Origin of the sequence: Aequorivita vitellina (genome assembly GCF_022008365.1) — a bacterium.
GTDB classification, from domain to species: Bacteria; Bacteroidota; Bacteroidia; order Flavobacteriales; family Flavobacteriaceae; genus Aequorivita; species Aequorivita vitellina.
The window spans coordinates 21,114-47,231 of the sequence record NZ_JAIRBA010000001.1 but is presented as its reverse complement, the minus strand read 5'-3'; the positions used below and the strand labels follow the sequence as shown (position 1 = coordinate 47,231).

Sequence of the window (26,118 nt, the reverse complement as noted above, 5' to 3'; positions counted from 1 at the left end):
TTTAATCTTTCTTTTCAATTTTTTCCTCAACGGATGTAGCTGTTGCAGTTTCGGAACTTTCTTCTTCGTATTGAGTTTTTTCGGTTCGGGCATCGTAACCTAATTCTTCTCTTAAATAGCGCGAAAAAATATCGGTATAGCCGTGGGTTGCAATTACTTTTTCGCAGCCGGTAGCTTTAATTGCAGCAAGTAAACCTTCCCAGTCTGCATGATCGCTTAATACAAAACCTTTATCGATAGCTCTACGGCGGCGTGCACCACGAAAGGTCATCCACCCACTTGCCGAAGCAGTTACATACGGCACCATTTTCCTAATCCAAGTGCTGCCATGAGCGCTGGGCGGAGCCACAACAATATTGCCTTTTATTTCATCTTTTGTGGTGTCGCGGGTAATTAATGTGGTTTCGGGAAGATTGTAATTTTCACGAACAACCTCGGTCATATTTTCAACTGCTCCGTGAGTATAAATTTTTCCGATTGAAGTATCTAAATGTTTTAACAATCTTTGGGCTTTACCTAAACTATAACCAAAAAGAATTGAGGTTCTGCCTTCTTCTTTATTAGTAGCCCACCAATTGTTTATATCGCTAAAAACTTCGGCTTGTGGTGTCCATTTAAAAGCGGGTAGGCCAAATGTGCATTCGGTTATAAACGTGTGACATTTTACCGGTTCGTAAACTTCGGCTAAGCCGTCGCCTTCTGTTTTAAAATCGCCCGTAAAAACCCAAATTTCACCTTTATATTCAACTCTCACTTGTGAAGAAGCCATAATATGTCCCGCAGGATGAAGCGAAAACTTTACGCCGTTGATAATGAAAGTTTCGTTCCACTCTTTACCCGTAACCGAAATCTCACCCAATCTGTGTTTAATTATAGGCACATTTTTAGTGTGGGTAATATAATGCTTATGCCCCCAGCGACTGTGATCTGCGTGCCCGTGAGTAATAATACATTTATCCACGGGTTTCCAAGCATCTATATATACACCCGCTTGCTGGCAGTAAATTCCTTTGTTGTTAAATACAAGTAATGGTTGCTTCATTTAAATCTTTTCAATAGCAGTTTAAATTTAATATTTTGCATTGAAAAGCGTTTGTAATTAAGAAAAGTTTAGGGGAGATTGGTTTAAAAAAACATTCCTGCAAAAACTTAAACATAATACTTCGCATTGCTGGCAAATCGTATTATATTTGCAGCATAAAAGCCAGATTATGTCATTTACAGATTTATTTGAAAGTGGGGAACATTCCCGAAATTTAGGGCACTTTGCATCAATTGCAAATATTGCTTCAATTAATGGTGAAATTAATTCGGAAGAAGAAAAATTATTGAAACGCTTTGCTCGTAAACTTGATATTGAAGAGTCTGAGTACGCAGAGGTTTTAAAAAATCCAGGGAAATACCCCATAAATCCTCCAAATGATGCAGAGCGTCGTTTAGAGCGAATTCACGATCTTTTTGAAATGGTTTTTGCAGACAATGAAATTGATGACCATGAACGTTTTCTTATTGAGAGATATGCTATTGGCTTAGGCTATAGCGCCGAAACCGCCCAACATTTAATCAATCGATCTATTGAAATTTACAGTGGCGGACTCGATTTTGAAGATTACAGATATTTACTTAATAAAAAGTAGAAAATTAAGTTTCAGTAGATTTTCGGTATAAAAAAAACAAAAGCTCCATTTGGAGCTTTTGTTTTTAACCGTTGTAAGCATTTTTATTCTCGAGTGTTATTGTGCTTTTGCATAAACTCTTCAGCTTTTTCTACCATTTTTGTACTTCCGCAGAAAAATGGCACACGTTGGTGCAAACTTGTAGGTTGGATTTTTAAAATACTTTCAAAACCATTACTGGCCTTTCCTCCTGCTTGTTCGGCTAACATTGCCATCGGGTTACATTCGTATAAAAGACGTAGTTTGCCGTTGGGATCTTTAGATGTATTTGGGTAGATATAAATACCTCCTTTAATCATATTTCTGTGAAAATCTGAAACGAGTGATCCTATATAACGCGATGTGTACGGTCGGTCTTCTTCTTCTTTTTGGCAGTATTTTATATAGTCTTTTACGCCTTGTGGAAAATGCACGTAATTTCCTTCGTTTACAGAATATATGTGGCCATCTTGTGGGATTTTCATATTTGGGTGCGATAGATAATAAGTGCCAATTGCGGGATTTAATGTAAAACCATTAACACCGTGACCCGTTGTATAAACAATCATTGTTGAAGTGCCGTAAACAATATAGCCCGCCGCTACTTGATTAATGCCCGGTTGTAGAAAATCGTCAATAGTAACAGGCGTTCCCGAAGGCGTAATTCTTCTGAAAATTGAAAAAATTGTTCCCACCGAAACATTTACATCTATATTTGAAGACCCGTCAAGCGGATCCATCAACACAACATATTTATTGTCGTTTTTTTGGTTTCGCCCTTTAATTGTAATAAAATCGTCTTCTTCCTCACTTGCAATTCCGCAAACAATCTCACGATTTGTAAGGGTATTTATAAAGACTTCGTTTGCAAAAACATCTAGTTTTTGTTGGTCTTCACCTTGAATGTTATTATTGCCAGCAGTTCCTAAAATATCAACCAATCCCGCTTTATTTACTTTGTGGTTAACCACTTTTGCAGCCAATCTGATGGAATTAATAAGCCGCGAAAGCTCGCCTGAAGAATATTTAAACTCACTTTGATTTTCAATAATAAATTCGCCGAGAGATTGATTAATTTTTGCCATAAGGTTGAAGATGTCCTGAATTTCCCGCAAATATCGGGATTTTTAAGAAATTGAACCGATATTTGTTGAGGGAAATAGAAATTCAATTTTTTAACCCGAAGAAATCGTCTAAATATATTAGTAAATGAAAATTAGGAAAGCTACAAAACAAGATATGCCTCAAGTTTTAGAACTTATAAAAGAGCTTGCTATTTTTGAAAATGAACCCGATGCAGTTGAAATTAATGTGGCACATTTAGAACGCGAAGGTTTTGGCGAAAACCCACTATTTACGTGCTTTGTTGCAGATACAGCAAGCGCACCTAATGCCAAAGATGAAATTGTGGGCGCCGCATTAGTTTATTATCGTTTTTCTACTTGGAAAGGCAGAACACTGCATTTGGAAGATTTAATTGTGAAAGAATCTGAAAGAGGAAAAGGCATTGGCGAAGCCCTCTACAAACAGGTAATGCAATTTGCTCAAGAACACAATTTAAAACGTGTTGCTTGGGATGTGTTAAACTGGAATACGGGCGCAATTCGGTTTTATGAACGCAGCGGTGCAACAATCATGAAAGAGTGGCGTGTAGTACATATGGACGAACAAAGCCTGCAGAATTACTTAAACTTTTAAAAAGAATATGAAAATTTTCAAATTTGGTGGGGCATCTACTAAAGATGCCGAAAATGTAAAAAATGTAGTTTCGGTAATTAATCAAACAGGCGAAAAAAATTTGGTAATTGTTATTTCCGCAATGGCAAAAATTACAAATGCTTTAGAAGAAGTTGTGAATAATTATTTTTCTGAAACAACTGCTATAAAAAATTCTTTAAACACGGTCTATAATTTTCATTATGAAATTCTTACGGAGCTGTTTCCCACCACTTCGCATTCGGCTTTTATTCAATTAGACACAATTTTCAAAGAATTGAAACATTTTTTAGAAACCAATAAATCTAAGAATCATGCCTTTGTATATGACCAAGTTGTGTCGTATGGCGAAGTTATTTCTTCAACAATACTTTCAGAATATTTTTCTGAAAATGGTATAAAAAACAACTGGTTAGACGTGCGCAAATGCATAATAACCGATGCCAATTACCGTGATGCAAAAGTAGATTGGGATAGAACACAGCAAAAAATTTTAAAAAATGTAAACCCTCAAGGAATTACGGTTACTCAAGGGTTTTTAGGAGCCGAGAACACCAATAATTTTACCACTACGTTGGGACGGGAGGGTAGTGATTATACAGCTGCAATTTTTGCTTATTGCTTAAATGCCGAAAGCGTTACTATTTGGAAAGATGTTCCCGGCGTGTTAAATGCCGATCCGCGTTATTTTACGAAAACGCAACTTTACAATCATATTTCGTACAGAGAAGCAATTGAACTGGCATTTTACGGTGCTTCGGTTATTCACCCAAAAACATTGCAGCCATTGCAACGCAAGGAAATTCCCTTGTATGTAAAATCGTTTTATGATCCTACAGCGCCCGGAACCTGTGTTGGAAAAGGAGTTGTACTCGATCCGTTTACCTCTTCTTTTATTTTGAAAAGAGATCAGGTTTTAATTTCGCTTTCTTCTTTAGATTTTTCGTTTATGATGGAAGATAACATTGGCGATGTATTTAAACTACTTCACGAATGTAAAATGAAGGTGAATCTTATTCAAAATTCTGCAATTAGTTTTTCGGTATGTGTGAATGACAAATTCAATAATTTGGAGAGATTGTTAACAAAACTTCGAGAAACATTTAGTGTAAAATGGAATGAAAATGTGACCTTGTATACCATTCGCCATTTTAACCCCACTGAAGTAAAGGCACTTGCCCATAACAAAAACGTGCTTTTAAAGCAGGAAAGTAAAGAAACAGTACAATTGGTAATTAAAGAATAGTATCAATAGGTTTCGTTATCTTTGTGAGATACAAACAACCAAAAAATTTCATGGGATTAGTCAATGCAAAGGAAGTTGCAAAAGCAATAAACCTCGATAAATTCGGCTTTCTGGGCACATTTATGGGTTGGTCCTTAATGAAGGTTTTAAATATTTCTACACTCAACAAAATTTACGATAGAAACAAACATTTAAACGATCTTGAGTTTATAAATGGTTTGATTTCAGAATTTGAAATAAAATTTGAAATCCCCGAAGAAGATCTGCGAAGAATCCCAAAAACAGGTGCTTTTATAACCATTTCAAACCATCCGTTGGGAGGTGTTGATGGTATTCTTCTACTAAAATTGTTGTTAGAACACCGTCCCGATTTTAAAATTGTTGCAAATTTTTTGTTACACCGCATTGAGCCATTAAAGCCCTACGTTATGCCTGTTAATCCTTTTGAAAGCAGAAAGGATGCGCAATCGAGTGTTTCTGGTTTTAAAACCGCTATTTTACATTTGCGCGAAGGACATCCGTTGGGTATTTTTCCGGCCGGTGAAGTTTCAACTTACAGAGATGGAAAATTACTCGTAGACAAACCGTGGGAAGAAGCGGCGATGAAACTAGTACAAAAAGCGGCCGTGCCAGTAGTACCCATCTATTTTCACGCAAAAAACAGCAAATCGTTTTACCGTTTGGCAAAGTTAAGCGACACCCTGCGCACCGCCAAATTACCTTCAGAATTGTTAACACAAAAGGAACGCTTAATTAAGGTGCGAATTGGCAACCCCATTTCAGTTGAAGACCAAAAAGAGCATCAATCGTTAACTGCATTTACAGCATTTTTAAGAAAAAAAACATACATGCTTTCCAATGCTTTTCAGAAGAAAAAACTGTTAGACAGCATTCCAAAAACGCTAAAATTTCCAAAGCCTCCCAAAAAAATTGCAGGACCAATACCCCTGGAAGCCATGGAGTCTGAAATTGAAAAACTTCGTGAAAACGACAAAAGACTGTTAATTAGTAAAAACTATGAAGTTTTTTTAGCCGAGGCAAATTCAGTTCCTTACATTTTACAGGAAATAGGAAGACTCCGCGAAATTACGTTTCGCGAAGTTGGTGAAGGTACCAACAACAGTACCGACCTCGATAAGTTTGACAGCTACTATCACCACATGTTTCTTTGGGACAATGAAGCCCGTAAAATGGCAGGGGCATACCGTATGGGTCTGGGCTCAGAGATATTTACCCGCTTTGGAATCGATGGATTTTACCTGCAAGATTTATTTCGGTTTGAACCAGAATTGTACGATATGATGAGCAAATCTATTGAAATGGGGCGCGCTTTTATCATTAAGGAATACCAACTGCGCCCCATGCCACTTTTTTTACTGTGGAAAGGAATTGTGCATACCACGCTGCGCTACCCCGAGCATCGATATTTAATTGGCGGGGTTAGTATTAGCAACAAATTTTCAGAATTTTCAAAAAGTTTGATGATTGAGTTTATGAAATCGAACTATTACGACCCGTATGTGGCGCAATACATTAAACCTAAAAAAGAATATAAAGTAAAACTAAAAGACGCCGATAAGGATTTTATTTTCGACGAAAGTGAAGCCGACCTCAATAAATTCGATAAAATAATAGACGAAGTGGAACCGGGAAGTCTTCGTTTGCCTGTGCTTATTAAAAAATATATCAAACAAAACGCTAAAGTTGTGGCATTTAATGTTGATCCACTTTTTAATAACGCCGTAGATGGTTTAATGTACATTCGAATTGCCGATTTGCCAGAAACGACCGTGAAACCTGTTATGGAGGAATTTCAAGCTGAACTTGAAAAAAAATATTCTGATAAAAGCAACGAAACTTGCGACCCCGAAAATGCCAAAGAGGAAATAAATCCCGATTAGTACTGTTTAAAAACCAATCAATTATGGCCACAACAAATATAGATGAAGTTATAGCACGATTGGATAGTATTATTGAAATTGAATGCAGCCAGAATTCGTGTATGGCGTATTTTCCCATACTTTATCAAAAAGTGACCGTTCGTATAAAAGAAGGTATTTTAAACCATGAGTTTGAAAACAACCAACGAATGGAAAAATTAGATGTTCTATTTGCAAATAGGTATATTGACGCTTATGATTGCTCCGGAAATAACAAACCCTTCACCCAGAGTTGGAGAAAAGCTTTTGAAGCGGCAAAAAGTGGCAACTTGTTAATTATGCAACATTTACTTTTAGGAATTAATGCCCATATAAACTTAGATTTGGGCATTGCGGTTGCCGAAACTGTTGGCGACGAGGGCGAGTTAATGAGTTTTGAAAATGATTTCAATAAAATTAATGAAATACTCGCCTCAATGATTGCTTCTGTTGAGTCTAAAATAATTTCAGTGTCACCATTGTTTGGGTTACTCGATAAATTTGGAAAAGGTCGCGAAGATAAATTGGTAAGTTTTAGTATCAATATTGCGCGCGATGGGGCTTGGCTTTTTGCGAATCAATATCACATTTCTCCTAATAAAGCAGAACAATTAAACAATCGCGATGTAATTATAGCAACGCTGGCCGAAAAATTGATACGACAAAAGAGCTGGGTTTTAAAAAGCTTAGTAAAAATCATCTATTTTTTTGAAAAGAAAGATGTGGCGCAGATTGTGGCTGTGCTTAAAAAAGAATAATTTTTTTACTCAGTACCGAGTGGCTACTATAATTCTTAAAACTTTAATTAAATCTACATTGTCCAAATAATTTAGATTCTAACAACATAAGTTTAATTATAGCTTTGAGGAGTAAATCAATAAAAAAGCCTTTGAAATTTTTCAAAGGCTTTTTAAAATATTTAGAACCATCCTTTTTTCCCCACTTGATAGGTTTGGTAAAATTCTTCGTCGCTTTTGGTTAGGTAAATAATACCTTCAATTAAGGGAATAATACCACCAATACCACAAGTTACAATTGTTATTACAATTTGAATTATCCCTTCCTGTGTATAACCGAGTATAAATTTATGTACTCCCAGCGATCCAATTACAATTGCCAAAATTCCTGCAAGCATCTTTTTGTTTTCTTCGCCGTGGGTTGCTTCATTCCAACTTTCATTAAAATCATCGGCGCTTTTTCTAGCTTGCTGTTCTGAATAATCCGTTTGTTTTTTTGTGCTGTCGTAGCCTGAGTCTTGTTGTTCTTCCATTGCTTTAATTAGTTGGTTTTTATATTGAAACTAAATATATAAAAAATTATAAGAATGCACTATCTACAGGCTCCCAAAGTTCAATTTTATTTCCCTCAGGATCAAGTATCCATCCAAATTTTCCGTAATCGTATTCTTCCATTTCGCCAACAATAGTAACGCCTTCCTCTTTTAAAAGCTTTAAAAGCTCCACCAAATTTTCAACTCGATAGTTTATCATAAACTCCTTATTGCTCGGCGAAAAATATTTTGTATCAGCTGCAAAAGGACTCCATTGGGTAGAACATTTATTGCCGTTTTCATCCAGCCACCAAAAGGTACATCCATAATTATCAGTATTTAATCCCAAATGATTTTTGTACCATTCTTTTGTTTTGTCGGGATCGTTAGTTTTGAAGAAAATCCCGCCAATGCCCGTAACTCTATTTTTCATATAATTAGTTTTTGAAATTTTGAATTATTTTTTCAGCAATAACCGTTGCCAATTTTTCTTTGCTTTCCACCGTCCAACCTGCAATATGCGGACTTAAAATTACATTGTCCATCGCAAACAATTCTTTCAGTGAATTGGGCAAATTATCTGAATCAAAAAGAGTTTCAAAAGAAAGCTTTTCAAATTCCAAAACATCTAATCCGGCCCCTAATATTTTGTTCGATTTTAAAGCTGAAACAAGATCTGCCGTCACCACACTTTTGCCGCGAGCCGTATTGATAAACCAAAACGATTTTGAAAATGAATTGATAAATTCTGAATTAATCATTTTGTCAGTCAGCGACGTCCACGGCGTATGAAGACTCAGCACATCTACGCTTTGCTGAAATTCTTTTAACGAAACTTGTGTTGCAATTTCGTCGCCCACTTTTTCTTTTATATCGTAACAAAGAACTTCGCAATCAAAACCGCGAAGTTTTTTCGCAAACGCTTTGCCCATATTGCCATAACCAATAATACCCACGGTCTTCCCGTCTAACTCCACCCCGCGGTTCGCCTCTCTATTCCACAAGCCATTTTTAACCTCGTTATCGGCTTTATTCAGGTTGTTGAATAGCGAAAGAAGCATCCCAAGCGTATGTTCGCCAACAGCGTTTCGATTGCCTTCGGGGGCCGCTATTAGTTTAATGCCTCGTTTCGCTGCGTAATCTGTATCTATACTTTCCAGGCCAGCACCAACGCGAGCTATAAATTTTAAGTTTCTGGCTGCATCGAGAAATTGTTTGTCAATATGGAAACGACTTCGGATTACAATTCCGTCGTAATTTGAAATTATTTCTTCAATTTCAGACTTTGACGATTTATAATTTTCATCATTTGAAAATCCTGCCGCCCGCAGCATTTTCAGCAAAAGTTGATGATTGCTATCGAGGTGAAGAATTTTCATTACTTAGATTTTAGGATAATCTGAAACTGTTTTTTTTACCTTGACATTACCCGTGTGTTTTGTTGAAATTTTCTCAAAAAGAAGCACCTGTACTTCTTCACCATTTCGGGTTTTTGGACAATGTTCCACGCCCTTTGGAACTACAATTATTTCGCCTTCGGAAACGATTTCTATTTTATCGCGAAAATGCATTTCCAATGTGCCTTTTTGCACAAAAAACAACTCGTCTTCGTCCTCGTGTTTGTGCCAAACAAATTCATCTTTCAACTTTGCTAAAAGCACTTGCATATTATCCACAACGGCTATTTGATGCGGATGCCAATGTTTTTTGAAAGTTGAAAACTTCTGTTTTAAATTAATAACTTGCATAGTTACTCGTGTTGATTGGGGTTGGCCTGCGGATACGGAATCATATCTTTATGTGATAGATTGGTGATTTTGTAATAATTATTTTTACCGCCAAACTGATATTCTACCACTGCTTGATTTTCCTCCAACTGAAATGGAAATGGCTTTGGAGGTGTGTTTTGAGTTTCCTTTAATGGGTCGGCATCCATTACCATATCACGTTGCACATCTCTTAAATAACCTACAAATTCATTGGGGGTGGCTGCGGTGTTTTTTGCTTCTAAAATTTGTTCTCTGAAATAGATATTTTTAATGGTAACCTCAGGTTTCAAATCGTTTAAAACAATGTGTACATTGGTGCCTGAGCCACCTTCTTTAATTCCAGCAACCCAGTTTTGGTAATATGCTTCGGTAATTTTGAAAGGTGGATTTTGAACCAAGGATTTTTCCATATTTGTGTTCTGTGTTCCGCCGCAGTTTATCAAGCTAAACAAGAACAAGGGCAGCGTAAAAATTATACCTAAAGTTTTCATCGTTTTTATCATTCACGAAATTTACGAATAATATAGTACAAAAAAACTTGGCCAGTTCTAAAAATCTATCGCGTTCAAAATATAAATTACAGTTTAAAACCAGCTCCCACGAATACAGCGACTCCGCTTGCTGCATCTACATTTAATGTAAGATTATTTGCATCGAAATAGGGGAGAAGTAATTTCAGAAACCAATCCTTCCCAATTTTATAATGGGCTCCAGCGCCAATATTAAAAATTGTTAGTGCACTATTTTGAATATTTCCCTGGGTTTGATCCTCAAATCCGTAGCCATAGCCCGTTTGTGCGAAAACATTCCATTTTTCCTTATTCACGAAATAATAATGAATTGACGGAATGAAGCCGTAGGAATGGATTGTAACATCGCTATTATTCTTAAAAAGCGTATTGTTTGAAGTGGAGAAACTTCCGGAAAACGATATATTTTTGAAAACGAAAAACTCAATACTGGTTATTCCCAATGCGCCAAAATCGTTTTCGTTATTAGTGGTGGTAGGGTATGGCGAGACTGCAACGGAGAGCAACATTTCACCTTTTTGAATTTGAGAATAGGTAAATGTACTCATTAGAAATAGAGCCAAAATTATTGCTTTCTTCATATTTATATTTTGAAATGAAGATACTTAAAAAAACAAAAGGAAAAACCCCAAAGGTCTTTAACACCTTTGGGGTTTATATTATTTATTGTCTGAGCGTAGCTCGAAGCTATCCAGCCAACGCTTCTGCACCACCAACAATCTCGAGGATTTCATTGGTAATAGCAGCTTGACGTGCTTTGTTGTATTGAAGCTTTAATGAATCGCGAAGCTCTGTTGCGTTATCGGTTGCTTTGTGCATTGCCGTCATACGGGCGCCGTGCTCGCTTGCCACACTGTCGCGAAGTGCTTTAAACAATTGGGTTTTTAAACTCTTCGGAATTAATGCTTCAACAATTTCTTCTTTTGAAGGTTCGAATATATAGAACGTATCGTTAGCTTTTGTTTCTTTTCCCTCAACAGGTTTTGGAGGTAAAATAGGCAAAAACTGTTCGGTCATTACTATTTGCGTAGCTGCATTTTTAAAATTGTTGTAAACCAACACAATTTTATCATACTTACCTTCTGAAAAAAGAAGCATCAATTTTTCAGCAATTTCTGAAGTAGTATCAAAAGAGAGATCGTCAAAAATATCGTTGTTATTTTCTAAAATCGATCCTGTTTTCTTAAGAATATCGTTTCCTTTTTTACCGAGCGTCATAAAATCCACTTGCTTTCCAGCGTATGTATTTAATGCAAGGTTACGAGATTGTTTAATGATGTTGTTATTAAACGCTCCTGCCAAACCACGATTACTGGTAATGGCAACTACTAAAATTTTGTTCACCTCGCGTTGGTCTGAATACTTGCTGCCAGTATCGGCATCAAGAGTAGCGCTAAGGTTTTGTAAAAGTTCTGTAAGTTTTTCAGAATAAGGTCGCATTGCTGTAATTGCGTCCTGCGCCTTTTTCAATTTTGCAGCAGAAACCATTTTCATGGCACTGGTAATCTGCATCGTTGAACTGACGGATGATATTCTGTTTCTAATTTCCTTAAGATTCGCCATGTTTTTCAATTAACTCTGAGTTCTCTGTGTTTTTGTGGTAAAAAATAATCACAAAGACACAGAGAAAACGGAGAATTTTACTTTTTATATTTTGCAGAAAGATCTGCAGCAACTGTTGTCATTACATCAATTGCATCATCAGTAAGTTTTCCTGCTTTTAAGTTATCCAAAGTATCTCTATGCTTAACGTTTAGCATTTCAAGATAATCTCTTTCAAATTCTTTAATTTTTTCTACTGGAACATTGCGCATCAAGTTTTTGGAACCTGCATAGATTACCGCAATTTGATCTTCTACCGTGTACGGATCATTTTCAGATTGCTTTAATATTTCAACGTTTCGTTTTCCTTTTTCAATAACATTTAAAGTTGCAGAATCTAAATCGGAACCAAATTTTGCGAATGCTTCCAATTCACGGAATGCTGCTTGATCTAGTTTTAAAGTACCTGCTACTTTTTTCATCGATTTAATCTGTGCGTTACCACCCACACGCGATACCGAAATACCTACGTTAATAGCTGGACGAACCCCTGCGTTAAACAAATCTCCATCAAGGAAAATCTGGCCGTCTGTAATTGAAATAACGTTTGTAGGAATATAAGCCGAAACGTCTCCTGCTTGGGTTTCAATAATAGGAAGTGCAGTTAAAGAACCTCCTCCTTTTACAATTCCTTTTAAAGATTCTGGAAGGTCGTTCATTTCTTTTGCAATGTCGTCATCTGCAATTACCTTAGCGGCACGCTCTAACAATCTTGAGTGCAAGAAGAAAACGTCTCCAGGGTAAGCTTCACGTCCTGGTGGGCGACGTAACAAAAGCGAAACTTCACGGTATGCTACTGCTTGCTTAGAAAGATCATCGTAAATAATCAATGCTGGTCGACCTGTATCGCGGAAGTATTCGCCAATTGCAGCACCAGCGAAAGGAGCATAAACTTGCATAGGTGCAGGATCTGATGCGTTAGCAGCTACAATAGTAGTGTAAGCCATTGCGCCTTTTTCTTCTAAAACGTTTGCAATGTTTGCTACCGTAGATGCTTTTTGACCGATTGCAACATAAATACAGTAAACAGGCTTCCCTGCGTCGTAAAATTCTTTTTGATTAATAATGGTATCGATACAAACGGTAGATTTACCTGTTTGACGGTCTCCAATTACAAGTTCACGTTGACCACGGCCTACGGGAATCATTGCATCGATAGACTTAATACCTGTTTGTAATGGTTCAGTTACCGGTTGACGGTAAATAACCCCAGGAGCTTTACGCTCCAATGGCATTTCGTAAGTTTCACCAGTAATTGGACCTTTACCATCAATAGGTTGCCCCAAGGTGTTTACCACACGACCAACGATGCCTTCACCTACTTTAAGCGAAGCAATACGCTGGGTACGTTTAACGGTTGAACCTTCTTTAATTTCTTTTGAAGGACCTAAAAGTACAATACCTACGTTATCTTCTTCAAGGTTCAATACAATACCTTCAAGACCGCTTTCAAAGGCTACCAATTCGCCGTATTGTGCGTTTGAAAGTCCGTATGCACGAACAATACCGTCACCCACGGTCAATACAGTTCCTACTTCATCCAGGGAAGCGGTTGCTTCATAGCCTGTAAGTTGTTGCTTTAATATTGCTGATACTTCAGCTGGTTTTACTTCTGCCATTTTTTTTGATATTAAATGTTAGATTTTAGACGTTAGACTAAACCCAATTCTGTAATGATATTTAATAGCATGCACTAAATTGCATGCTTGCAATTATATTGATTTACTAAATTCTCTTTTTAAATTTCCTAACTGGTTAGCAATGCTTGCGTTATATTGTGTATCGCCCATTCTAAGAATAAATCCGCCAATTATTTCTGGATCAATTTCGCTATTGAGTGTTACTTTTTTGCTACCTGTTAGTTCGGTTACTTTTGCAAGTACTTTCGTTTCCATTTCGGGGGAAAGTGGCACTGCAGTAATTACGGTTGCTTTTTTCACGCCTTGTTGGTCGTTGTAAATGTCTATATAGCTTTTGGCAACATTACTTAATAGGGGGGCACGTTTATTAGCTACTAAAATATTGATTAGCGCATGCGTTGCCTCAGATTGTTTACTGAAAATTTTCAGCAAAGCATCTTTTTTATCGTTGGCTTTAATTACGGGGCTTTGAAGCACCGCTCGTAATTCGCGGCTGTCTTCAATAGTTTTGTAAACAGATTGCATATCGCCAAAAACAACTGCTTCAGTGTTGTTTTCGTTTGCTTTCTGCAAAATTGCTTTCGCGTATCTTGTTGCTGCTCTGCTCATTGAAAATTAGTTTAATTTGGCTTCACCCAACATTTCGTTCACAAGCTTCATTTGCTTGTCGCTGTCTGAAAGTTCGTGTTTTACAACTTTCTCTGCAATGTCTAAAGAAAGGCTTGCAACCTGTTGCTTTAACTCGGCAATTGCAGCTTTCTTTTCGCTTTCAATTGCGGCTTGAGCTTGTGCGACCATTTTGTCGGCTTCAAGCTTAGCATCTTCTTTGGCATCGTTAATCATTTTGGTTTTCAATTCGCGTGCTTCTTTCATCATTGCCTCGCGTTCTGCTCGCGCTTCTTGCAACAATTTTTCATTGTCTGCATGCATATTTTGCATTTCAAGCTTGGCTTTTTCGGCGGCTTCTAATGCATCGTTAATTGAAGATTCGCGCGATCTTACAGCGCCTAAAATTGGCTTCCAAGCAAATTTTCGCAAAAGAAACAAAAGCAATAAAAATATGATGGTTGTCCAAAATATTAAACTCTCTGGTGCTACTATATTCATTAGATACTATTTTTTAAAAAACTATTTTGTTTAAAACAACATCTCGTGGCCAACCGCCACGAAATGTTGTGTTTTAAAAATTAGGCAATCAATGCCACAACCACTGCGAAAAGTGCAACACCCTCAACAAGGGCTGCTGCAATAATCATTGCGGTTTGAATTTTTGCTGTAGCTTCTGGCTGTCTTGCGATTGCGTCCATTGCTGAACCTCCAATTCTACCAATACCAATTCCGGCACCGATTACGGCCAATCCTGCTCCTACTGCTGCTAATGTTCCTGTCATAATTGAAACTTTTAAAAATAATTAAACAATAATTAATGATGTTCCTCCACTGCTTGACCAATAAACAGCGCCGCAAGTAATGTAAATACATAAGCTTGTAGTGCGGCAACTAAAAGTTCCAACACACTCATGAAAAGTACAAATGCTATTGACACCGGTGATATGGCGGCAGTTTCGAAAATAAATATCAAGCCAACAAGGCTCAAAATTATAATATGCCCAGCAGTAATGTTCGCGAATAAACGAACCATAAGTGCAAAGGGTTTTGTAAACATCCCGATAATTTCTATCGGAATCATAATAGGGTATAATGCTTTTGGTACATCTGGCGTAAGGATGTGTTTCCAGTAATACTTGTTTCCACTAAAAATTGTCACGATAAAAACAATAACCGCCATTACTAAGGTAAAGATGATGTTTCCGGTTACGTTTCCGCTAAACGGGAAAAATGGAATAAGCCCAATAAGGTTATTTAACCATATAAAGAAAAAGATGGTTAACAACAACGGCATGTATTTTTGATATTTATCACCTATGTTAGGTAGTGCAATTTCATCACGAACAAAAAGAATGATTGGCTCTAAAAGACCGGAAATACCTTTAGGTGCTCGTTTATTCTTTTTATATGAACGTGCGGCAAAACCAAATATAAGAATCAAGAGAAGTGAAACTAAAATCATGGAAAACACGGTTTTAGTAATAGAGAAATCTAATGGTCTATCTTCGTATAAAAAAGGTCGCCCCATAGTGCTAGCCGCTTCAAATTTTTCTTGATCAAATCGATCTGCGTAAAATATGTGTTCGCGGTATTTAACAAACTGTTGGCCATTAGCTTCAACTACTGTTGTACCCGTATTGTCATGGTGAAATTCTGACGATGGAAAAATAGTGAGCCCATTTTCTGTCCAAAGAATAACAGGTAAAGCCAAGGTTATGGGGTGCCCAGACCAGTCGGCGATATGAAATTCATGCGAATCCCACACGTGACTATTAATCAATTCCTTGGGGTCAAATTTCCCGTCACCCTCTCCTGGGTTTGGGTCCGATGCGGTACCTGAAAAAGGCATCAATAAAAAAATAATTAATGCTAAGCTACCGATAAGTGTTTGAGTAAGCCTCATATGTTAATAACTATAAAATATTGTGCTCGTTAAAATTTGTGCAAAAGTACAACTTTTAACGACATAAAAAAGGGGGTAAGTGCGAATGTTTTATTTTTCTGAAAATAATTGAGTTCGCCTAAGTAGTAGATTGACGTAAAAGCCTAATAGTAAGTACAATTTCAAGAAAAAGATATAGAAAATAAGGAGCAAAAAACGAAACGAAATCTGGAATTTTTGAAACGGCTTCCATTTTTATAAGCGGAATTAAAAATACAATTGCGGCAATCATCTTGAGTAAGACGAATCCTAAAAATGTAAATCCAGTATAATTAGGGGCTTTTTTACTAACAAAATATAGAACCGACAAAATAATAAGCGTAACTACAAAATGAAATACATATATATTACTTACAGAATAATAAAAAGTATAACTATCCGCCAGGCTATTTACCACTAACTTTTGAATAAAATAAAGCGGTACTGTAACTAAAACCAAAAGGGCGGGAAGGAAATAAAACGTATCTGATTTCAAAATTTTCAATCTTTTTTATTCATATTTTGAAGCTGTTTTATTACAGCGTAGAGCGCAATAAAGACACCTAAAAGTGAAAAAATAATGGTGTAAGCAGAATATTGATTCGGGTAAATCTCGTCAAGTTTATTGCCGGCAAAAACCCCGATGCCAATTGTTACGCCCATCTGTATTGCAATTCCGGAGAATACAGCCCATTTACGGAGGTTATTGTTGTTATCCGACATTGACCGTAATTTTTAATATTATATTATGAATCTGCAACTTTTTTAATCTGCGATTGGCGGTTAAATGGGGTATCTTTTGCAGTATCAAGATTTGTTTGCGTACTTGCGGCTCGATTTTTAGAATTGCCACTTTGCATTACGCAAGAAGCATTTAATGTGGCTCCAGGTTCTACAGATAATTTGCCCACTGTTACATCGCCTTCAATTACTGCTGAAGCTCTTAAAGTTAGCGTTCCCGAAACGTGTAGCGTACCCTCAAACTTGCCTTCAATATCTGCGTTTTCACAAATAAGCGTTCCTATAATTACTCCTGTTTTTCCCAAAACTACTTTGGAAGGCGTTTTAACGTTACCGTCAACTGAGCCATCAATTCTGAAAAATCCAGTGGAAGAAACATCGCCCTTTAACTTGGTACCTTCATTAATTCTATTTTGGGCGGATCCTGGTTCGGTGCTTATTCGTTTTTCTTTTTTATCGGAAAACATGGTGGTGGGTTTTAAAAATAATTACTAATCTGTGGTTGGGTTTGTTATTGTTCAGTTATATCAAGCTTTAAATAATCGTTTAGATTTTTATGAATTTGAATAATTTTATAATTAGAGGTAGATATCTCAAAGAAAGGATGTTTTATTTTGTATTCTTTCTTTTCTTTTAAAATATCGCCAAAGCCTTTCGCGCCCAGTTTAGTGTTTAATCCGTGCACTATTACAAACAAAGTTTCGGGCGTATAGTAGTCTATAGAGGTAACCATATTTGTGTAATGGTAATCTTTAATAGCTTTTTCAAGTTTATCTTTTAATTTTTGTGCGGCTTCACTCTCTTCGCTGTTGAATTTATAAACAAGTTTCCAACTTTTAGACTCTTCATCTGTCTGAAAATCTGTAAATGCCAATGCAGGTAAAGTATTGCTGTATATTTGTTGCGCTTGTTTACCTTCTTCACTATTTGGGTAGTTTAGCGATACAAAATTCAACGCTTTCTTATACGCTTCAAAACCTTGTTGGCGACCTATTGCTGTGGCTTTTAAAAGTTCGAATTTTGGAACTATATCATTGCCGTTGTACACCATAATATAATCGTCGCTTTTTTGAATAACCAAAGCATACTTTGCAGCTTCAAACTCTTTGTACAATTGTTTGTATTTAAATTCTGGACTGGATTCGTCTGTTGGTAATTGTGAGTTTGGATTGCGAAGAATCTCCGCGTAACGCGTATCGGCGTGATTTGTTAATATGTCATTTTTGTGTTTGTCTGCAGCCGAAGGATTTTCCAAAATTTCATAAATCTTCACCAAATTGTATTTTGCCGGAACTACCAATCGCTCTTCAGGTCTGTAAGTAAGTAGTTTTTCAAGTCGGTTTGCAGCAAGGTTGTACTCTTTAAATTTTTCTTTGTAAATCAAGCCTAGTTGGTAATATGCAAAATTTCTATCTTTTGCCAAACTGTCAATTACCTTTTGTTCTGTAGGAATTTTGGCAATATAAGTTTGCGGTTTGTAAAGTTCATTTTCGGCAATTGGCTTATCGATAACAACCTCTTCGTCCTGTGTAATTAACGAACTTCGCTTGCTTGAAAGTCTCCAATTATCCTCTAAATTTCGGTCGCCCCAAATTTTTCGAAACTCTCCTTTTCCATAAGCAACGGTAGCCGTATTGTAAAAATAAAACGTACTGCCTTTGTTTGGCCCTGCTGAAGTTTTCCCTTTTTCGTAGAATTCTTTGTTGGCAATTTTCTCTTCAATTTTTACAGCTTCCAACGAATCTTTTACGGCTTGCGCCTTCAGTTTTGTGGTGTATTCAGTGAAAAAAGCAAGTTGTTCTGCCTCGCTCATATTCGTGAGCTTTAAGATGCTGTCGTTTGCGGTGGCTATTTCTTCGTATTTAATAACGTCGTCAAGGTTCTCACGTTTTTTCTTTACGCGGCGCCATTGACGGCTGTTTTCTTGAAGAAATGTGAGTGTGCTGTCGTAATATGCGCCTGCATTTCTATACTCAGCAGCATCAAAATTGATGAGAGCTAGCGTTTGGTAATTTACAGATTGAAGTATTCTATCTTGCTTAAAAGCTTTGATAGATTTATTGTAATATTTTACGGCCGTTGCAATGCTGTCACTATTGTAATAATAATCGCCAAACTGGTTGTAGATTTTATCTAAAAACGGACGGTTTTCACGATTCTTTTCAAGGTCTTGTAACAGCTCTAAAAATGCAGTGCGATCTCCCGTTTCGTAATCAAAATTTTTGCCTCTTTCTAAATAGGCATTAATCATGTAGATTCTGGGGGTTTTACGATTCATTTCAATAACTTCTTCAAAGGCAAGGTTGGCACTGTCTTTTGCTCCTAAGCGGTTGTAAAGCTGACCTTTAATAAAAGTGTATCTGCCTTTTAGTTCGTTGTCATTAACATTTTCGGTTGCAATTTTAATATAATCTAAAGCTGGTTGCAACGAGTCTAAGTTTATAAAAGCCTGTGCCATCATGGCAGCACCTTCCGCGGTTTCTTCTTCGGTTAATTCGGCTTGATCGAACATTTTTTTGAGGTTTTCAATAGCGAATTCCTCATTTTTTAATCGAATGTTAGTTTTAGCTTTCCAAACTTTAGCAACGTTTATATTATTGCTAGTAGGATAGCGATCTAAAATAAAATTGAAAGCATCTAAAGCAGGAATAAAACGACCGTCGTAGTAACGGGCTTTCCCAAGCAACATATAGGCCTCGTCAATTTGTGGGTTGTATTCCTTGCCATCAATATACATGGAATGTTTCTGAATTGCTTTTGTAGCTTTTTCTTCGGCACGGTTAAAACCTCCGCCTCCTTGTTTATTGGCGCCGGGCGCTTTCGTGTCGGCTTCTTCAACATCAATTCGTTCTACTGGAAGGATTTCCCAAAAATTATCGCGAAATCCAAAAGCCAGTTGATCTTTGGCATCTGTAAAAGCCATTTCGCCGTTATAGAGTGTGTTATATTCTGTGGTAACCGCCTGAATGTTGCGACTTAAAAAGGTGTTTTTTTTGCGCGAACAAGCTGCAAAAAAAACAACTGCGAGAATAAATAGGGTAATTTTGTATATGCCTTTCATCTATATTTTATATGCTTTTATTGAAAGATGGAATTCGCTGCTCCACTGTTTTTAATTATATGAAAATTTAAGTATTCTTTCATTTTCAAAATACTATAAGTTTACTATGTTATTGTAACTTAAAAGGTTCTATTTTAGTATGTAGAATCGCTATAGAGCGGTAAAAATACATTTCTTTTTAATATCTGCTTAATGAAACGCCGAAAAAATGCTTCACATTATAACGGTTGAAGCTTTGTTTCCTTGAATTCCTTTGTACTTTTGCAAAAAAAATTATTATTATGAGCGACTCTCATACGCTTACTGTTTCCGAAGTGAAAAAAGAAACTCCAAATGCGGTTTCCATTACTTTTGAAATACCTGAAAACTTAAAAAATGCTTTTGCCTTTAAAGCGGGGCAATATATTACTATAAAATATCACAAAGACGGAAAAGAGCTGCGACGCGCATACTCCATTTGTTCTTCTCCAAAGAGTGGTTTGCTAAAGGTTGGGATTAAAAAAGTTGAAAAAGGCGCATTTTCAGAATTTGCCAATACGCAACTAAAAGCTGGCGACACATTACAAGTAATGCCGCCAACCGGAAAATTTACGCTGGAACCCAACCTAAAAAATTATGTGGCGTTTGCTGCTGGTAGCGGAATTACCCCTGTACTTTCACTTATAAAAGGTACTTTGGAAGAAATGCCGCAAAGTTCGTTTCTACTTATTTACGGCAACCAGACAAAAGTAGAAACCATGTTTTATGACGAAATCGTTCAGTTACAGGATAAATTTCCTAAGCGGTTTAATGTTGAATTTGTCTTTAGCCGAGAAAAAGAGGACGATGCACAATTTGGAAGAATAGGTCGTTCCCTCGTTAATTTTTACTTGAAAAATAAATACGACCAAACAGTTTTTGAAGCATTTTATTTGTGCGGTCCCGAACAGATGATTGATGAAGTTTCCGCAACGTTGAAACACAATGGTATTAATTCAAAACAGATTCATCACGAGCTTTTTTCCACTGCTGAAAAAGGACTTTTGGTTGAAAAACACGATGGAAATACCAGTATCACAGTGGTTTTAGACGATGATGAAGAGGTTTTTGAAATGCCACAAACCAAATCTATACTTGAAGCCGCATTAGACGAAGGTTTAGACCCGCCATACTCCTGCCAAGGCGGTATTTGCAGCACCTGCATTGCTCGTCTAAAAGAAGGAAAAGCCGAAATGCGCAAAAACCAAATACTCACAGAAGCCGAAATTGCAGATGGTTTAATACTTACCTGTCAAGCGCATCCTACAACTGCAAAGGTTGTTGTGGATTATGATGATGTGTAGCTCCCGAAGGGGAACTCTCACTGAGATGAAATTAGACCCCAAAAGCTTTAAAACCTTTGGAGTTTGAGTTCGATTTAATAATCAGTTACAGTAAGGTTTCTTTAATTTTCGAAACAACCATTTCGGGCAAAATAGTTTTCATTGCATCATCATACCCTTTTGGAAACTTATTTCCATAAACAGAAGTAGGAATCAACGGATACATTTTGCGATCGGCAACCAATTGATTGCTTTCCGGCTGATTGAAAGGCACAAAGCCAGCATACGGATGTGTTACACCCCAAAGCGTTACAACTGGCACACCGTACATTGCCGCTAAATGACCGTTACCACTGTCCATAGAAAGCATTAAATCTAAATTTGAAATCAGGGCGAGTTCTTCTTCAAAACTTAGTTTTCCGGCCACGTTAGTGACGTTGGCAAAAGGGTTTTCAAGTTGCTGAAGTTGCTTTATTTCCTTTTTACCTCCGCCAAAAAGAAAAATTCTAAATTTCTCACTTCTATCTAATTCACGAATCACTTCGGCCATTAAACCCAACGGATACATTTTACTTTCATAAGCCGCAAACGGCGCAATACCAATTAATTTTTTTGGTTCCACCCCAATTAAACCGTTTAATTTTGGCGACAATCGTTTTCTTGCAGGAGGAGTAAATTGTTTTAAATCTATGGGAAAACCGAGCTTTTCAAAAACATCTGCATATCGCTGATGTGTAGTTTTAAGTTGTGAAATGTTTTCACCTTCAGCAGCAATCAAAGCTTTTTTTTCTGCTCGACCTTTATCGATTGTAGCCGTTTTTAGCCCTTTAAACTTTAAAAACTTCGTTATTATTTTTGAACGAATAAGGTTGTGAAGATCCGCTACGGCTTCAATACCAAGTTCCTGCGCTTCCTTTGCCAGTTTTATAAGTCCGAAGCGTTTATGTTCGCCGTAAACATCGGCTTCCAAGAAATTGAGATTGGGAATTCCTTCAAAAAAAGGTTTAAAAAAGGGACGAGAAAGTATTGTAATTTTTAGTTCGGGATACGTCTGCGTCAAAATATGAAGCACCGGCACAGTCATAGCTACGTCGCCCATTGCGGAGAGACGAATTACTAATATGTGTGAAGGTTTAGACATTGGAATTCTAAAAACCTAACAGGTTTAGAAAATCTGTTAGGTATAAAAATAGCTCTATTTTTTACCGCGAAGCACTGGGTTTAGCTCGTCGTCATTATACATTTTCATCTGTTTGTAAACTTTCATGTATTTACGGCCGTGGGCAATATCGTCAAGCAATTGATTGATTGCAGTACTTAAATCTACGCGTTGTTCCAGTAATATATTCAACTTGGCTTTGCAGGCCATTAAATGTTCTTGCGAAGCATCTGTGCGAGTTGCCTCTTCGTTCATATGATAAACTTTTAAAGCTAAAATTGAAAGTCTATCAATTCCCCAAGCAGGGCTTTCGGTGTTGATAGTGGCGTTTTCCTTTACTTCAACATCTTTAAATTTTTCAAGAAAATAACTGTCAATATACTCCACCATATCTGTGCGATCTTGATTGGAAGCGTCTATTTGTCGTTTCAATTTTAAAGCCCCAACCGGATCAATATTTGGGTCGCGAATAATATCTTCATAATGCCACTGTACTGTATCTATCCAACATTTTCGGTATAGCAAATGCTCAATCAGCTGACTGTCTTTATCGTACGGATTGTTAAAAGGTTGGTCCACGGAATTTACCTCGTGATACTTGTCTATTACTTCTGCGAAGATTTTGTTGGCTTTATCGCTAAACATTATTTATAATTTATTGTTATTATTTATTTGTGTCCTCGGCTCACTTCGGCTCCGCTAAGTGACCGAAAGTCGCGTTCTCATCATTGAGCGGAGCCAAAATGCTTTTCTAAAATATGTAAATATTCAAAAGTTTCAGTGGCTTTGTGGTTTCGGTTTTCGGTTTTGTCTGCTTTAAAACGTTGGTATTTTTTGGTTTTCAAAGTATATTTTCCGAAGCGTTCCATTACCGTTTGCACTTCTTTTTGACTCATTAATCCTTCGTTATTGTAACTCAGGAAAATATAGGAAAATTGTGCGTTTTCAATTAATTCTTCAAAACTTTTTAGCACTTCGCCTGTTTTGCACCAATCACTTTTGTAGTAATCGCGCAAGCCAGTTTTCCCCTTTGGCACAAAGGTATCATATTTTGCGATAGTATTTAGCAAATGATAGTTGGCACCGTATTGACGCGCATTGTACGGCGGGTCTAAATACAGAATATCGCCTTTAATTTCCTTGATAAGTTGGTTGGCATCCTTTTGAAAAATTTGGTTTTTTTGAAAGGGCAACTCTTCAGAAAACAAATCCTTTTTGGTAATTGCTGGTTGAATTACCATCGTTTTTGCTGCCGATTTTTTAATGTGCTTTAAATAAGCACCGTAAACCGAAGCCGTATTCGCCACTTTATCGGCACTTTCCAATAATGAAGCGAGCAAAAAGAAATATTGATCTTCTGTTATTTTTGAGGTTTTTTTCCATTTCTCAATTTCAATACGAACCGCGTCAATTTTCTGCCCGTTTTCTGAAGTAAAATAGTTTCTTCCGGCTTTTCCTCCTTCGGAATAATTTTCGAAAACGAAGCCTTTTTCGCCTTTTAATGCGTTCAATTTATTTAGTAAATCTTCATAATTGAAATCAATAAAATTACCGATGTAATTTCGGTTTAAAACAAAACTGTAATATTCTACGTCGTTCGCAATTACTTGTTTAACGTGAGGTTTAAAGATTCTACCTACAATTCCGGTACCTGCAAATAAATCACAAAACACCTTTTGTGAAAGATCATTTCCGCAAATTTCGGCAACCGTTTCAAAAATGAAATTGGAGAGTTTATGTTTGGAGCCTATGTAGTTCAAATTAAAAAATTTAAGACTTTGGAAGCGTGTTTAAATACATCTCGGGAGTTAGAATTGCTTATTGTAATGGTCTTAAAATAATTTTCTACAAGGTCGAGAGACTTCTTCCTTTTTGCTTGGCATATTTTTTTGCCTTTTCAATAACTTCTTTCTCTATTGTTAGGGTGAGTTTAGTGTTCATGATAATATGAATTTAAACATTTCAAATATAAAATATTTTAAACACACGTGCAGATTTAAAATTTGTGCACGTGTAAAAATTTTTAAACGAACTACTTGCTTTATATTGTACAGGATAATATTACGGCCAATTTTTGAGAATGAGGCAAAAAATAAAGGAAAGCTCAGCCAGCGCTACTCACTTTTCAACCCAAATAATATCGCTAAAAGTTTTTTGTTGGCTAGCAAAAGTAAGGGAATGAAGTTGCTCCGGCCGGAAAGTAGCAACATATTTTTGAATGGCATTTTTAAGTATTGAAATTTCTGCTTTTAATTTCCAATGCTGCCCATTTTTGTCATAAACCACTATAAAAAGGCGGTTTTTAAAATGGTGTCGCTTTTGAGTACTTTGGTTATTGTAAAACCATTCAATCAGTGCTACTTTATGGCTTTTTGCATATTCAAATGTGTTCTGAAATTTCTTCGGAAAGACCGATGTTTTATGGTCAAAAGGAATTCCGAAGAGATAAAAATCCTTTTCAGAATCTTTGGTTTCAATCACGGGTTCAATGCCGTCAATTTCAGTAAAAATTTGTTCCACAGCTTGAGCGCTCCAGAAATTGTACCAGCGGTTTGCGGCATATTGAAAAATGTGATGCTTGTTCAGTTTTCGTGTTTCTGCCACAGCAGCAATTTTCTGAATAAGTATATCCCAGCTAACGGTTTGGTAGATAAAATTTGTGTAATTATCCCACACATCGTTTTGTTTTCGAAACCATTTGTAAGAATACGGGTGTCGTTTTTTAAGTTCGCTTTCAATATTTTGAAGATTCAGTTTCATAAAAACAAAAATACAAATGGTAAAAGTACAACCAACCACAGCATAATTTCCTTAAACCAAAACTCTGAAGCATCGTTACTGCGATCCCAATTTTTATAATTACTTTCAATATAATTAGCACTAATAATTGAAACCGGCGCTAAAACAAAAAGCACTTCGGCACCTGTTTTGTCGGGTGAACCCAGCGCTATAAATAAGGTCGTAAGACTTACATACAACAGCAATATGAAATTTGGTTTTTCCTTTAAGGGCAATGCAGGAATTTTAAAAATGCGATAAAAACCCGTCCAAATATAAAATGCCAAAATAATGGTAATGGGAATTAAAATTGAAAGCGAATTATAAGCCGAAAAATCTAAACCGATTTCCTCTTTCCAATTAAAAAGCCAAGCAAATGAATTATTTGCTAGTAGCTGATAGGCCGTATTTAAAATTAAAATCGTGAAAAACCCAACAAAGGGCACTAACATTTGTTTGTAATTGCTGTTTGGTTTTTGAATAATTGCGATCCAAAGAGGGATAAAAAATAACAGGCTCCAAAAGTAAAATAAGGCAGCTACAGTAATCCATAGACTGGTATCGAGTATTTTTTTCATTGAATTTTTATCGCTCCGCAAGCTCATTATTCTTCGCAATGCTAGCAGCAGAAATGCATTAGCGAGTATAATTTTATATTGAAGAAAAATAATAGGGAGCATTACCATAAAACAGCTGTAGAAAAAAATAGCAAACGTATTGTTTTTTGTCAGCTGGTTTTTCCGGATAATAAAGTCTAAAAGTAACATTCCCAGCACACTAATTAGCATAAAAAATAGGTGATGGAAAATGCTTGAAAGTGAAATAGCTACAGTATTCTGAGAAATTTCGGCATACAAATAAGCAACTACTAGAAAAATACCAAGAATTAAATAGTTTATTGGGTTAGATTTTCCAAAAAAGCTTGTTAGCATACGGGGTAATTTTATATTTTTGTCTTCTAAAGATTAAAGATATGACTTGGAAAGGTTTTTGGGAAGGAATAGCTTCCCTTTTTGAAGATTTTCTATTTATACCCTACGATGCTTTAATGAAGTTAGAGCTTGACAGTTGGTGGTTAGCCAATATTGTTTCTTGGATATTTTTACTTATTGGTGCTGCGGCATTTATTTATTGGCTTGGCAAATTAAGAGACTTTAATGAAAATACCGAAGTAACTTACACATACGACGAAAACCCTTAA

General features: G+C 36.5%; 30 protein-coding genes and 1 pseudogene. 7 read left to right on the top strand and 24 right to left on the bottom strand.

Annotation, left to right across the window (positions count from 1 at the left end; translation table 11 throughout):
• Position 1: 1 nt before the first annotated feature.
• Positions 2–1,042: a ligase-associated DNA damage response exonuclease gene (locus K8089_RS00235; protein ID WP_237601251.1), complete on the bottom strand. Its 1,041-nt coding sequence runs from the start codon at positions 1,040–1,042 to the stop codon at positions 2–4.
• Between the two features lie 169 nt (positions 1,043–1,211).
• Between K8089_RS00235 and K8089_RS00230 the strand changes: the two genes are divergently transcribed.
• A complete protein-coding gene (locus K8089_RS00230; protein WP_237601250.1) occupies positions 1,212–1,637 on the top strand; it encodes a TerB family tellurite resistance protein in 426 nt (141 codons plus the stop codon).
• Positions 1,638–1,720: 83 nt separating this feature from the next.
• Here K8089_RS00230 and fbp read toward each other — a convergent pair whose 3' ends face one another.
• Positions 1,721–2,740 carry a class 1 fructose-bisphosphatase gene (gene fbp, locus K8089_RS00225; protein ID WP_237601249.1) on the bottom strand — a complete coding sequence of 340 codons (1,020 nt, stop codon included), beginning with the start codon at positions 2,738–2,740 and terminating at the stop codon, positions 1,721–1,723.
• Positions 2,741–2,864: 124 nt separating this feature from the next.
• Between fbp and K8089_RS00220 the strand changes: the two genes are divergently transcribed.
• The 4 genes from K8089_RS00220 to K8089_RS00205 are packed head-to-tail and all read left to right on the top strand — an operon-like array spanning position 2,865 to position 7,294.
• Positions 2,865–3,353: a GNAT family N-acetyltransferase gene (locus K8089_RS00220; RefSeq protein ID WP_237601248.1), complete on the top strand. Its 489-nt coding sequence runs from the start codon at positions 2,865–2,867 to the stop codon at positions 3,351–3,353.
• 7 nt (positions 3,354–3,360) lie between these two features.
• The gene (locus tag K8089_RS00215) at positions 3,361–4,617 is read left to right on the top strand and encodes an aspartate kinase (RefSeq protein ID WP_237601247.1); all 1,257 of its coding nucleotides are present in this window, start codon (positions 3,361–3,363) and stop codon (positions 4,615–4,617) included.
• Positions 4,618–4,667: 50 nt separating this feature from the next.
• On the top strand, positions 4,668–6,518 hold the full coding sequence (locus tag K8089_RS00210; RefSeq protein WP_237601246.1) for a GNAT family N-acyltransferase: 1,851 nt from the start codon (positions 4,668–4,670) through the stop codon (positions 6,516–6,518).
• A 23-nt stretch (positions 6,519–6,541) separates the two neighbouring features.
• Complete coding sequence (locus K8089_RS00205; RefSeq protein ID WP_237601245.1) at positions 6,542–7,294, top strand: DUF5995 family protein; 753 nt, start codon at positions 6,542–6,544, stop codon at positions 7,292–7,294.
• 161 nt (positions 7,295–7,455) lie between these two features.
• On the opposite strand, the gene K8089_RS00200 is transcribed toward K8089_RS00205, so the two are convergent.
• The 16 genes from K8089_RS00200 to porW form a co-directional block, all read right to left on the bottom strand.
• The gene (locus K8089_RS00200) at positions 7,456–7,806 is read right to left on the bottom strand and encodes a TM2 domain-containing protein (RefSeq protein ID WP_237601244.1); all 351 of its coding nucleotides are present in this window, start codon (positions 7,804–7,806) and stop codon (positions 7,456–7,458) included.
• 46 nt (positions 7,807–7,852) lie between these two features.
• On the bottom strand, positions 7,853–8,239 hold the full coding sequence (locus tag K8089_RS00195) for a VOC family protein (RefSeq protein ID WP_237601243.1): 387 nt from the start codon (positions 8,237–8,239) through the stop codon (positions 7,853–7,855).
• Between the two features lie 4 nt (positions 8,240–8,243).
• On the bottom strand, positions 8,244–9,185 hold the full coding sequence (locus K8089_RS00190; protein WP_237601242.1) for a 2-hydroxyacid dehydrogenase: 942 nt from the start codon (positions 9,183–9,185) through the stop codon (positions 8,244–8,246).
• A gap of 3 nt (positions 9,186–9,188) precedes the next feature.
• Complete coding sequence (locus K8089_RS00185) at positions 9,189–9,554, bottom strand: cupin domain-containing protein (protein ID WP_237601241.1); 366 nt, start codon at positions 9,552–9,554, stop codon at positions 9,189–9,191.
• 2 nt (positions 9,555–9,556) lie between these two features.
• The gene (locus tag K8089_RS00180; RefSeq protein WP_237601240.1) at positions 9,557–10,066 is read right to left on the bottom strand and encodes a hypothetical protein; all 510 of its coding nucleotides are present in this window, start codon (positions 10,064–10,066) and stop codon (positions 9,557–9,559) included.
• Positions 10,067–10,152: 86 nt separating this feature from the next.
• Entirely contained in the window at positions 10,153–10,686 is a 534-nt protein-coding gene (locus K8089_RS00175; protein WP_237601239.1) for an outer membrane beta-barrel protein, read from the bottom strand.
• A 106-nt stretch (positions 10,687–10,792) separates the two neighbouring features.
• Positions 10,793–11,668 (bottom strand): ATP synthase F1 subunit gamma, encoded by an 876-nt coding sequence (gene atpG / locus K8089_RS00170; RefSeq protein ID WP_237601238.1) that lies wholly within the window; start codon positions 11,666–11,668, stop codon positions 10,793–10,795.
• A 77-nt stretch (positions 11,669–11,745) separates the two neighbouring features.
• Positions 11,746–13,326, bottom strand: a complete 1,581-nt coding sequence (atpA, locus tag K8089_RS00165; protein ID WP_237601237.1) for a F0F1 ATP synthase subunit alpha — start codon at positions 13,324–13,326, stop codon at positions 11,746–11,748.
• 93 nt (positions 13,327–13,419) lie between these two features.
• Entirely contained in the window at positions 13,420–13,956 is a 537-nt protein-coding gene (gene atpH / locus K8089_RS00160; protein WP_237601236.1) for an ATP synthase F1 subunit delta, read from the bottom strand.
• A gap of 6 nt (positions 13,957–13,962) precedes the next feature.
• Entirely contained in the window at positions 13,963–14,454 is a 492-nt protein-coding gene (locus K8089_RS00155) for a F0F1 ATP synthase subunit B (RefSeq protein WP_237601235.1), read from the bottom strand.
• A gap of 80 nt (positions 14,455–14,534) precedes the next feature.
• On the bottom strand, positions 14,535–14,738 hold the full coding sequence (gene atpE / locus K8089_RS00150) for an ATP synthase F0 subunit C (protein WP_237601234.1): 204 nt from the start codon (positions 14,736–14,738) through the stop codon (positions 14,535–14,537).
• 32 nt (positions 14,739–14,770) lie between these two features.
• The gene (gene atpB / locus K8089_RS00145) at positions 14,771–15,859 is read right to left on the bottom strand and encodes a F0F1 ATP synthase subunit A (protein ID WP_237601233.1); all 1,089 of its coding nucleotides are present in this window, start codon (positions 15,857–15,859) and stop codon (positions 14,771–14,773) included.
• Between the two features lie 118 nt (positions 15,860–15,977).
• Complete coding sequence (locus tag K8089_RS00140) at positions 15,978–16,382, bottom strand: hypothetical protein (RefSeq protein ID WP_237601232.1); 405 nt, start codon at positions 16,380–16,382, stop codon at positions 15,978–15,980.
• Positions 16,379–16,600 carry an AtpZ/AtpI family protein gene (locus tag K8089_RS00135; protein ID WP_237601231.1) on the bottom strand — a complete coding sequence of 74 codons (222 nt, stop codon included), beginning with the start codon at positions 16,598–16,600 and terminating at the stop codon, positions 16,379–16,381. The genes K8089_RS00140 and K8089_RS00135 overlap by 4 nt, the downstream gene beginning before the upstream one ends.
• Before the next feature lie 23 nt (positions 16,601–16,623).
• Entirely contained in the window at positions 16,624–17,085 is a 462-nt protein-coding gene (locus K8089_RS00130) for a bactofilin family protein (RefSeq protein ID WP_237601230.1), read from the bottom strand.
• Positions 17,086–17,129: 44 nt separating this feature from the next.
• Positions 17,130–19,679 (bottom strand): type IX secretion system periplasmic lipoprotein PorW/SprE, encoded by a 2,550-nt coding sequence (porW, locus tag K8089_RS00125; protein WP_237601229.1) that lies wholly within the window; start codon positions 19,677–19,679, stop codon positions 17,130–17,132.
• Positions 19,680–19,960: 281 nt separating this feature from the next.
• Between porW and K8089_RS00120 the strand changes: the two genes are divergently transcribed.
• A complete protein-coding gene (locus K8089_RS00120; protein ID WP_237601228.1) occupies positions 19,961–21,001 on the top strand; it encodes a ferredoxin--NADP reductase in 1,041 nt (346 codons plus the stop codon).
• A gap of 85 nt (positions 21,002–21,086) precedes the next feature.
• Here K8089_RS00120 and K8089_RS00115 read toward each other — a convergent pair whose 3' ends face one another.
• The 6 genes and pseudogenes from K8089_RS00115 to K8089_RS00090 form a co-directional block, all read right to left on the bottom strand.
• Complete coding sequence (locus K8089_RS00115) at positions 21,087–22,121, bottom strand: glycosyltransferase family 9 protein (RefSeq protein WP_237601227.1); 1,035 nt, start codon at positions 22,119–22,121, stop codon at positions 21,087–21,089.
• Positions 22,122–22,175: 54 nt separating this feature from the next.
• Positions 22,176–22,784 carry a DUF4254 domain-containing protein gene (locus tag K8089_RS00110; RefSeq protein ID WP_237601226.1) on the bottom strand — a complete coding sequence of 203 codons (609 nt, stop codon included), beginning with the start codon at positions 22,782–22,784 and terminating at the stop codon, positions 22,176–22,178.
• Positions 22,785–22,864: 80 nt separating this feature from the next.
• The gene (locus K8089_RS00105; RefSeq protein WP_237601225.1) at positions 22,865–23,899 is read right to left on the bottom strand and encodes a DNA adenine methylase; all 1,035 of its coding nucleotides are present in this window, start codon (positions 23,897–23,899) and stop codon (positions 22,865–22,867) included.
• A gap of 62 nt (positions 23,900–23,961) precedes the next feature.
• Positions 23,962–24,080 (bottom strand): annotated as a pseudogene (locus K8089_RS00100) (DUF6364 family protein); the annotation flags it as partial.
• Between the two features lie 177 nt (positions 24,081–24,257).
• Entirely contained in the window at positions 24,258–24,899 is a 642-nt protein-coding gene (locus K8089_RS00095) for a hypothetical protein (protein WP_237601224.1), read from the bottom strand.
• Positions 24,896–25,849, bottom strand: a complete 954-nt coding sequence (locus K8089_RS00090) for a DUF6427 family protein (protein ID WP_237601223.1) — start codon at positions 25,847–25,849, stop codon at positions 24,896–24,898. The genes K8089_RS00095 and K8089_RS00090 overlap by 4 nt, the downstream gene beginning before the upstream one ends.
• A 41-nt stretch (positions 25,850–25,890) precedes the next feature.
• On the opposite strand from K8089_RS00090, the gene K8089_RS00085 reads away from it, so the two are divergent.
• Positions 25,891–26,118: a DUF6341 family protein gene (locus K8089_RS00085; RefSeq protein WP_237601222.1), complete on the top strand. Its 228-nt coding sequence runs from the start codon at positions 25,891–25,893 to the stop codon at positions 26,116–26,118.

Excerpts from the sequence above, each read along its gene's own strand:
- K8089_RS00235 (WP_237601251.1), bottom strand. The coding sequence starts at position 1,042 with ATGAAGCAACCATTACTTGTATTTAACAACAAAGGAATTTACTGCCAG.
- K8089_RS00230 (WP_237601250.1), top strand. The coding sequence starts at position 1,212 with ATGTCATTTACAGATTTATTTGAAAGTGGGGAACATTCCCGAAATTTA.
- fbp (WP_237601249.1), bottom strand. The coding sequence starts at position 2,740 with ATGGCAAAAATTAATCAATCTCTCGGCGAATTTATTATTGAAAATCAA.
- K8089_RS00220 (WP_237601248.1), top strand. The coding sequence starts at position 2,865 with ATGAAAATTAGGAAAGCTACAAAACAAGATATGCCTCAAGTTTTAGAA.
- K8089_RS00215 (WP_237601247.1), top strand. The coding sequence starts at position 3,361 with ATGAAAATTTTCAAATTTGGTGGGGCATCTACTAAAGATGCCGAAAAT.
- K8089_RS00210 (WP_237601246.1), top strand. The coding sequence starts at position 4,668 with ATGGGATTAGTCAATGCAAAGGAAGTTGCAAAAGCAATAAACCTCGAT.
- K8089_RS00205 (WP_237601245.1), top strand. The coding sequence starts at position 6,542 with ATGGCCACAACAAATATAGATGAAGTTATAGCACGATTGGATAGTATT.
- K8089_RS00200 (WP_237601244.1), bottom strand. The coding sequence starts at position 7,806 with ATGGAAGAACAACAAGACTCAGGCTACGACAGCACAAAAAAACAAACG.
- K8089_RS00195 (WP_237601243.1), bottom strand. The coding sequence starts at position 8,239 with ATGAAAAATAGAGTTACGGGCATTGGCGGGATTTTCTTCAAAACTAAC.
- K8089_RS00190 (WP_237601242.1), bottom strand. The coding sequence starts at position 9,185 with ATGAAAATTCTTCACCTCGATAGCAATCATCAACTTTTGCTGAAAATG.
- K8089_RS00185 (WP_237601241.1), bottom strand. The coding sequence starts at position 9,554 with ATGCAAGTTATTAATTTAAAACAGAAGTTTTCAACTTTCAAAAAACAT.
- K8089_RS00180 (WP_237601240.1), bottom strand. The coding sequence starts at position 10,066 with ATGAAAACTTTAGGTATAATTTTTACGCTGCCCTTGTTCTTGTTTAGC.
- K8089_RS00175 (WP_237601239.1), bottom strand. The coding sequence starts at position 10,686 with ATGAAGAAAGCAATAATTTTGGCTCTATTTCTAATGAGTACATTTACC.
- atpG (WP_237601238.1), bottom strand. The coding sequence starts at position 11,668 with ATGGCGAATCTTAAGGAAATTAGAAACAGAATATCATCCGTCAGTTCA.
- atpA (WP_237601237.1), bottom strand. The coding sequence starts at position 13,326 with ATGGCAGAAGTAAAACCAGCTGAAGTATCAGCAATATTAAAGCAACAA.
- atpH (WP_237601236.1), bottom strand. The coding sequence starts at position 13,956 with ATGAGCAGAGCAGCAACAAGATACGCGAAAGCAATTTTGCAGAAAGCA.
- K8089_RS00155 (WP_237601235.1), bottom strand. The coding sequence starts at position 14,454 with ATGAATATAGTAGCACCAGAGAGTTTAATATTTTGGACAACCATCATA.
- atpE (WP_237601234.1), bottom strand. The coding sequence starts at position 14,738 with ATGACAGGAACATTAGCAGCAGTAGGAGCAGGATTGGCCGTAATCGGT.
- atpB (WP_237601233.1), bottom strand. The coding sequence starts at position 15,859 with ATGAGGCTTACTCAAACACTTATCGGTAGCTTAGCATTAATTATTTTT.
- K8089_RS00135 (WP_237601231.1), bottom strand. The coding sequence starts at position 16,600 with ATGTCGGATAACAACAATAACCTCCGTAAATGGGCTGTATTCTCCGGA.
- K8089_RS00130 (WP_237601230.1), bottom strand. The coding sequence starts at position 17,085 with ATGTTTTCCGATAAAAAAGAAAAACGAATAAGCACCGAACCAGGATCC.
- porW (WP_237601229.1), bottom strand. The coding sequence starts at position 19,679 with ATGAAAGGCATATACAAAATTACCCTATTTATTCTCGCAGTTGTTTTT.
- K8089_RS00120 (WP_237601228.1), top strand. The coding sequence starts at position 19,961 with ATGAGCGACTCTCATACGCTTACTGTTTCCGAAGTGAAAAAAGAAACT.
- K8089_RS00115 (WP_237601227.1), bottom strand. The coding sequence starts at position 22,121 with ATGTCTAAACCTTCACACATATTAGTAATTCGTCTCTCCGCAATGGGC.
- K8089_RS00110 (WP_237601226.1), bottom strand. The coding sequence starts at position 22,784 with ATGTTTAGCGATAAAGCCAACAAAATCTTCGCAGAAGTAATAGACAAG.
- K8089_RS00095 (WP_237601224.1), bottom strand. The coding sequence starts at position 24,899 with ATGAAACTGAATCTTCAAAATATTGAAAGCGAACTTAAAAAACGACAC.
- K8089_RS00090 (WP_237601223.1), bottom strand. The coding sequence starts at position 25,849 with ATGCTAACAAGCTTTTTTGGAAAATCTAACCCAATAAACTATTTAATT.
- K8089_RS00085 (WP_237601222.1), top strand. The coding sequence starts at position 25,891 with ATGACTTGGAAAGGTTTTTGGGAAGGAATAGCTTCCCTTTTTGAAGAT.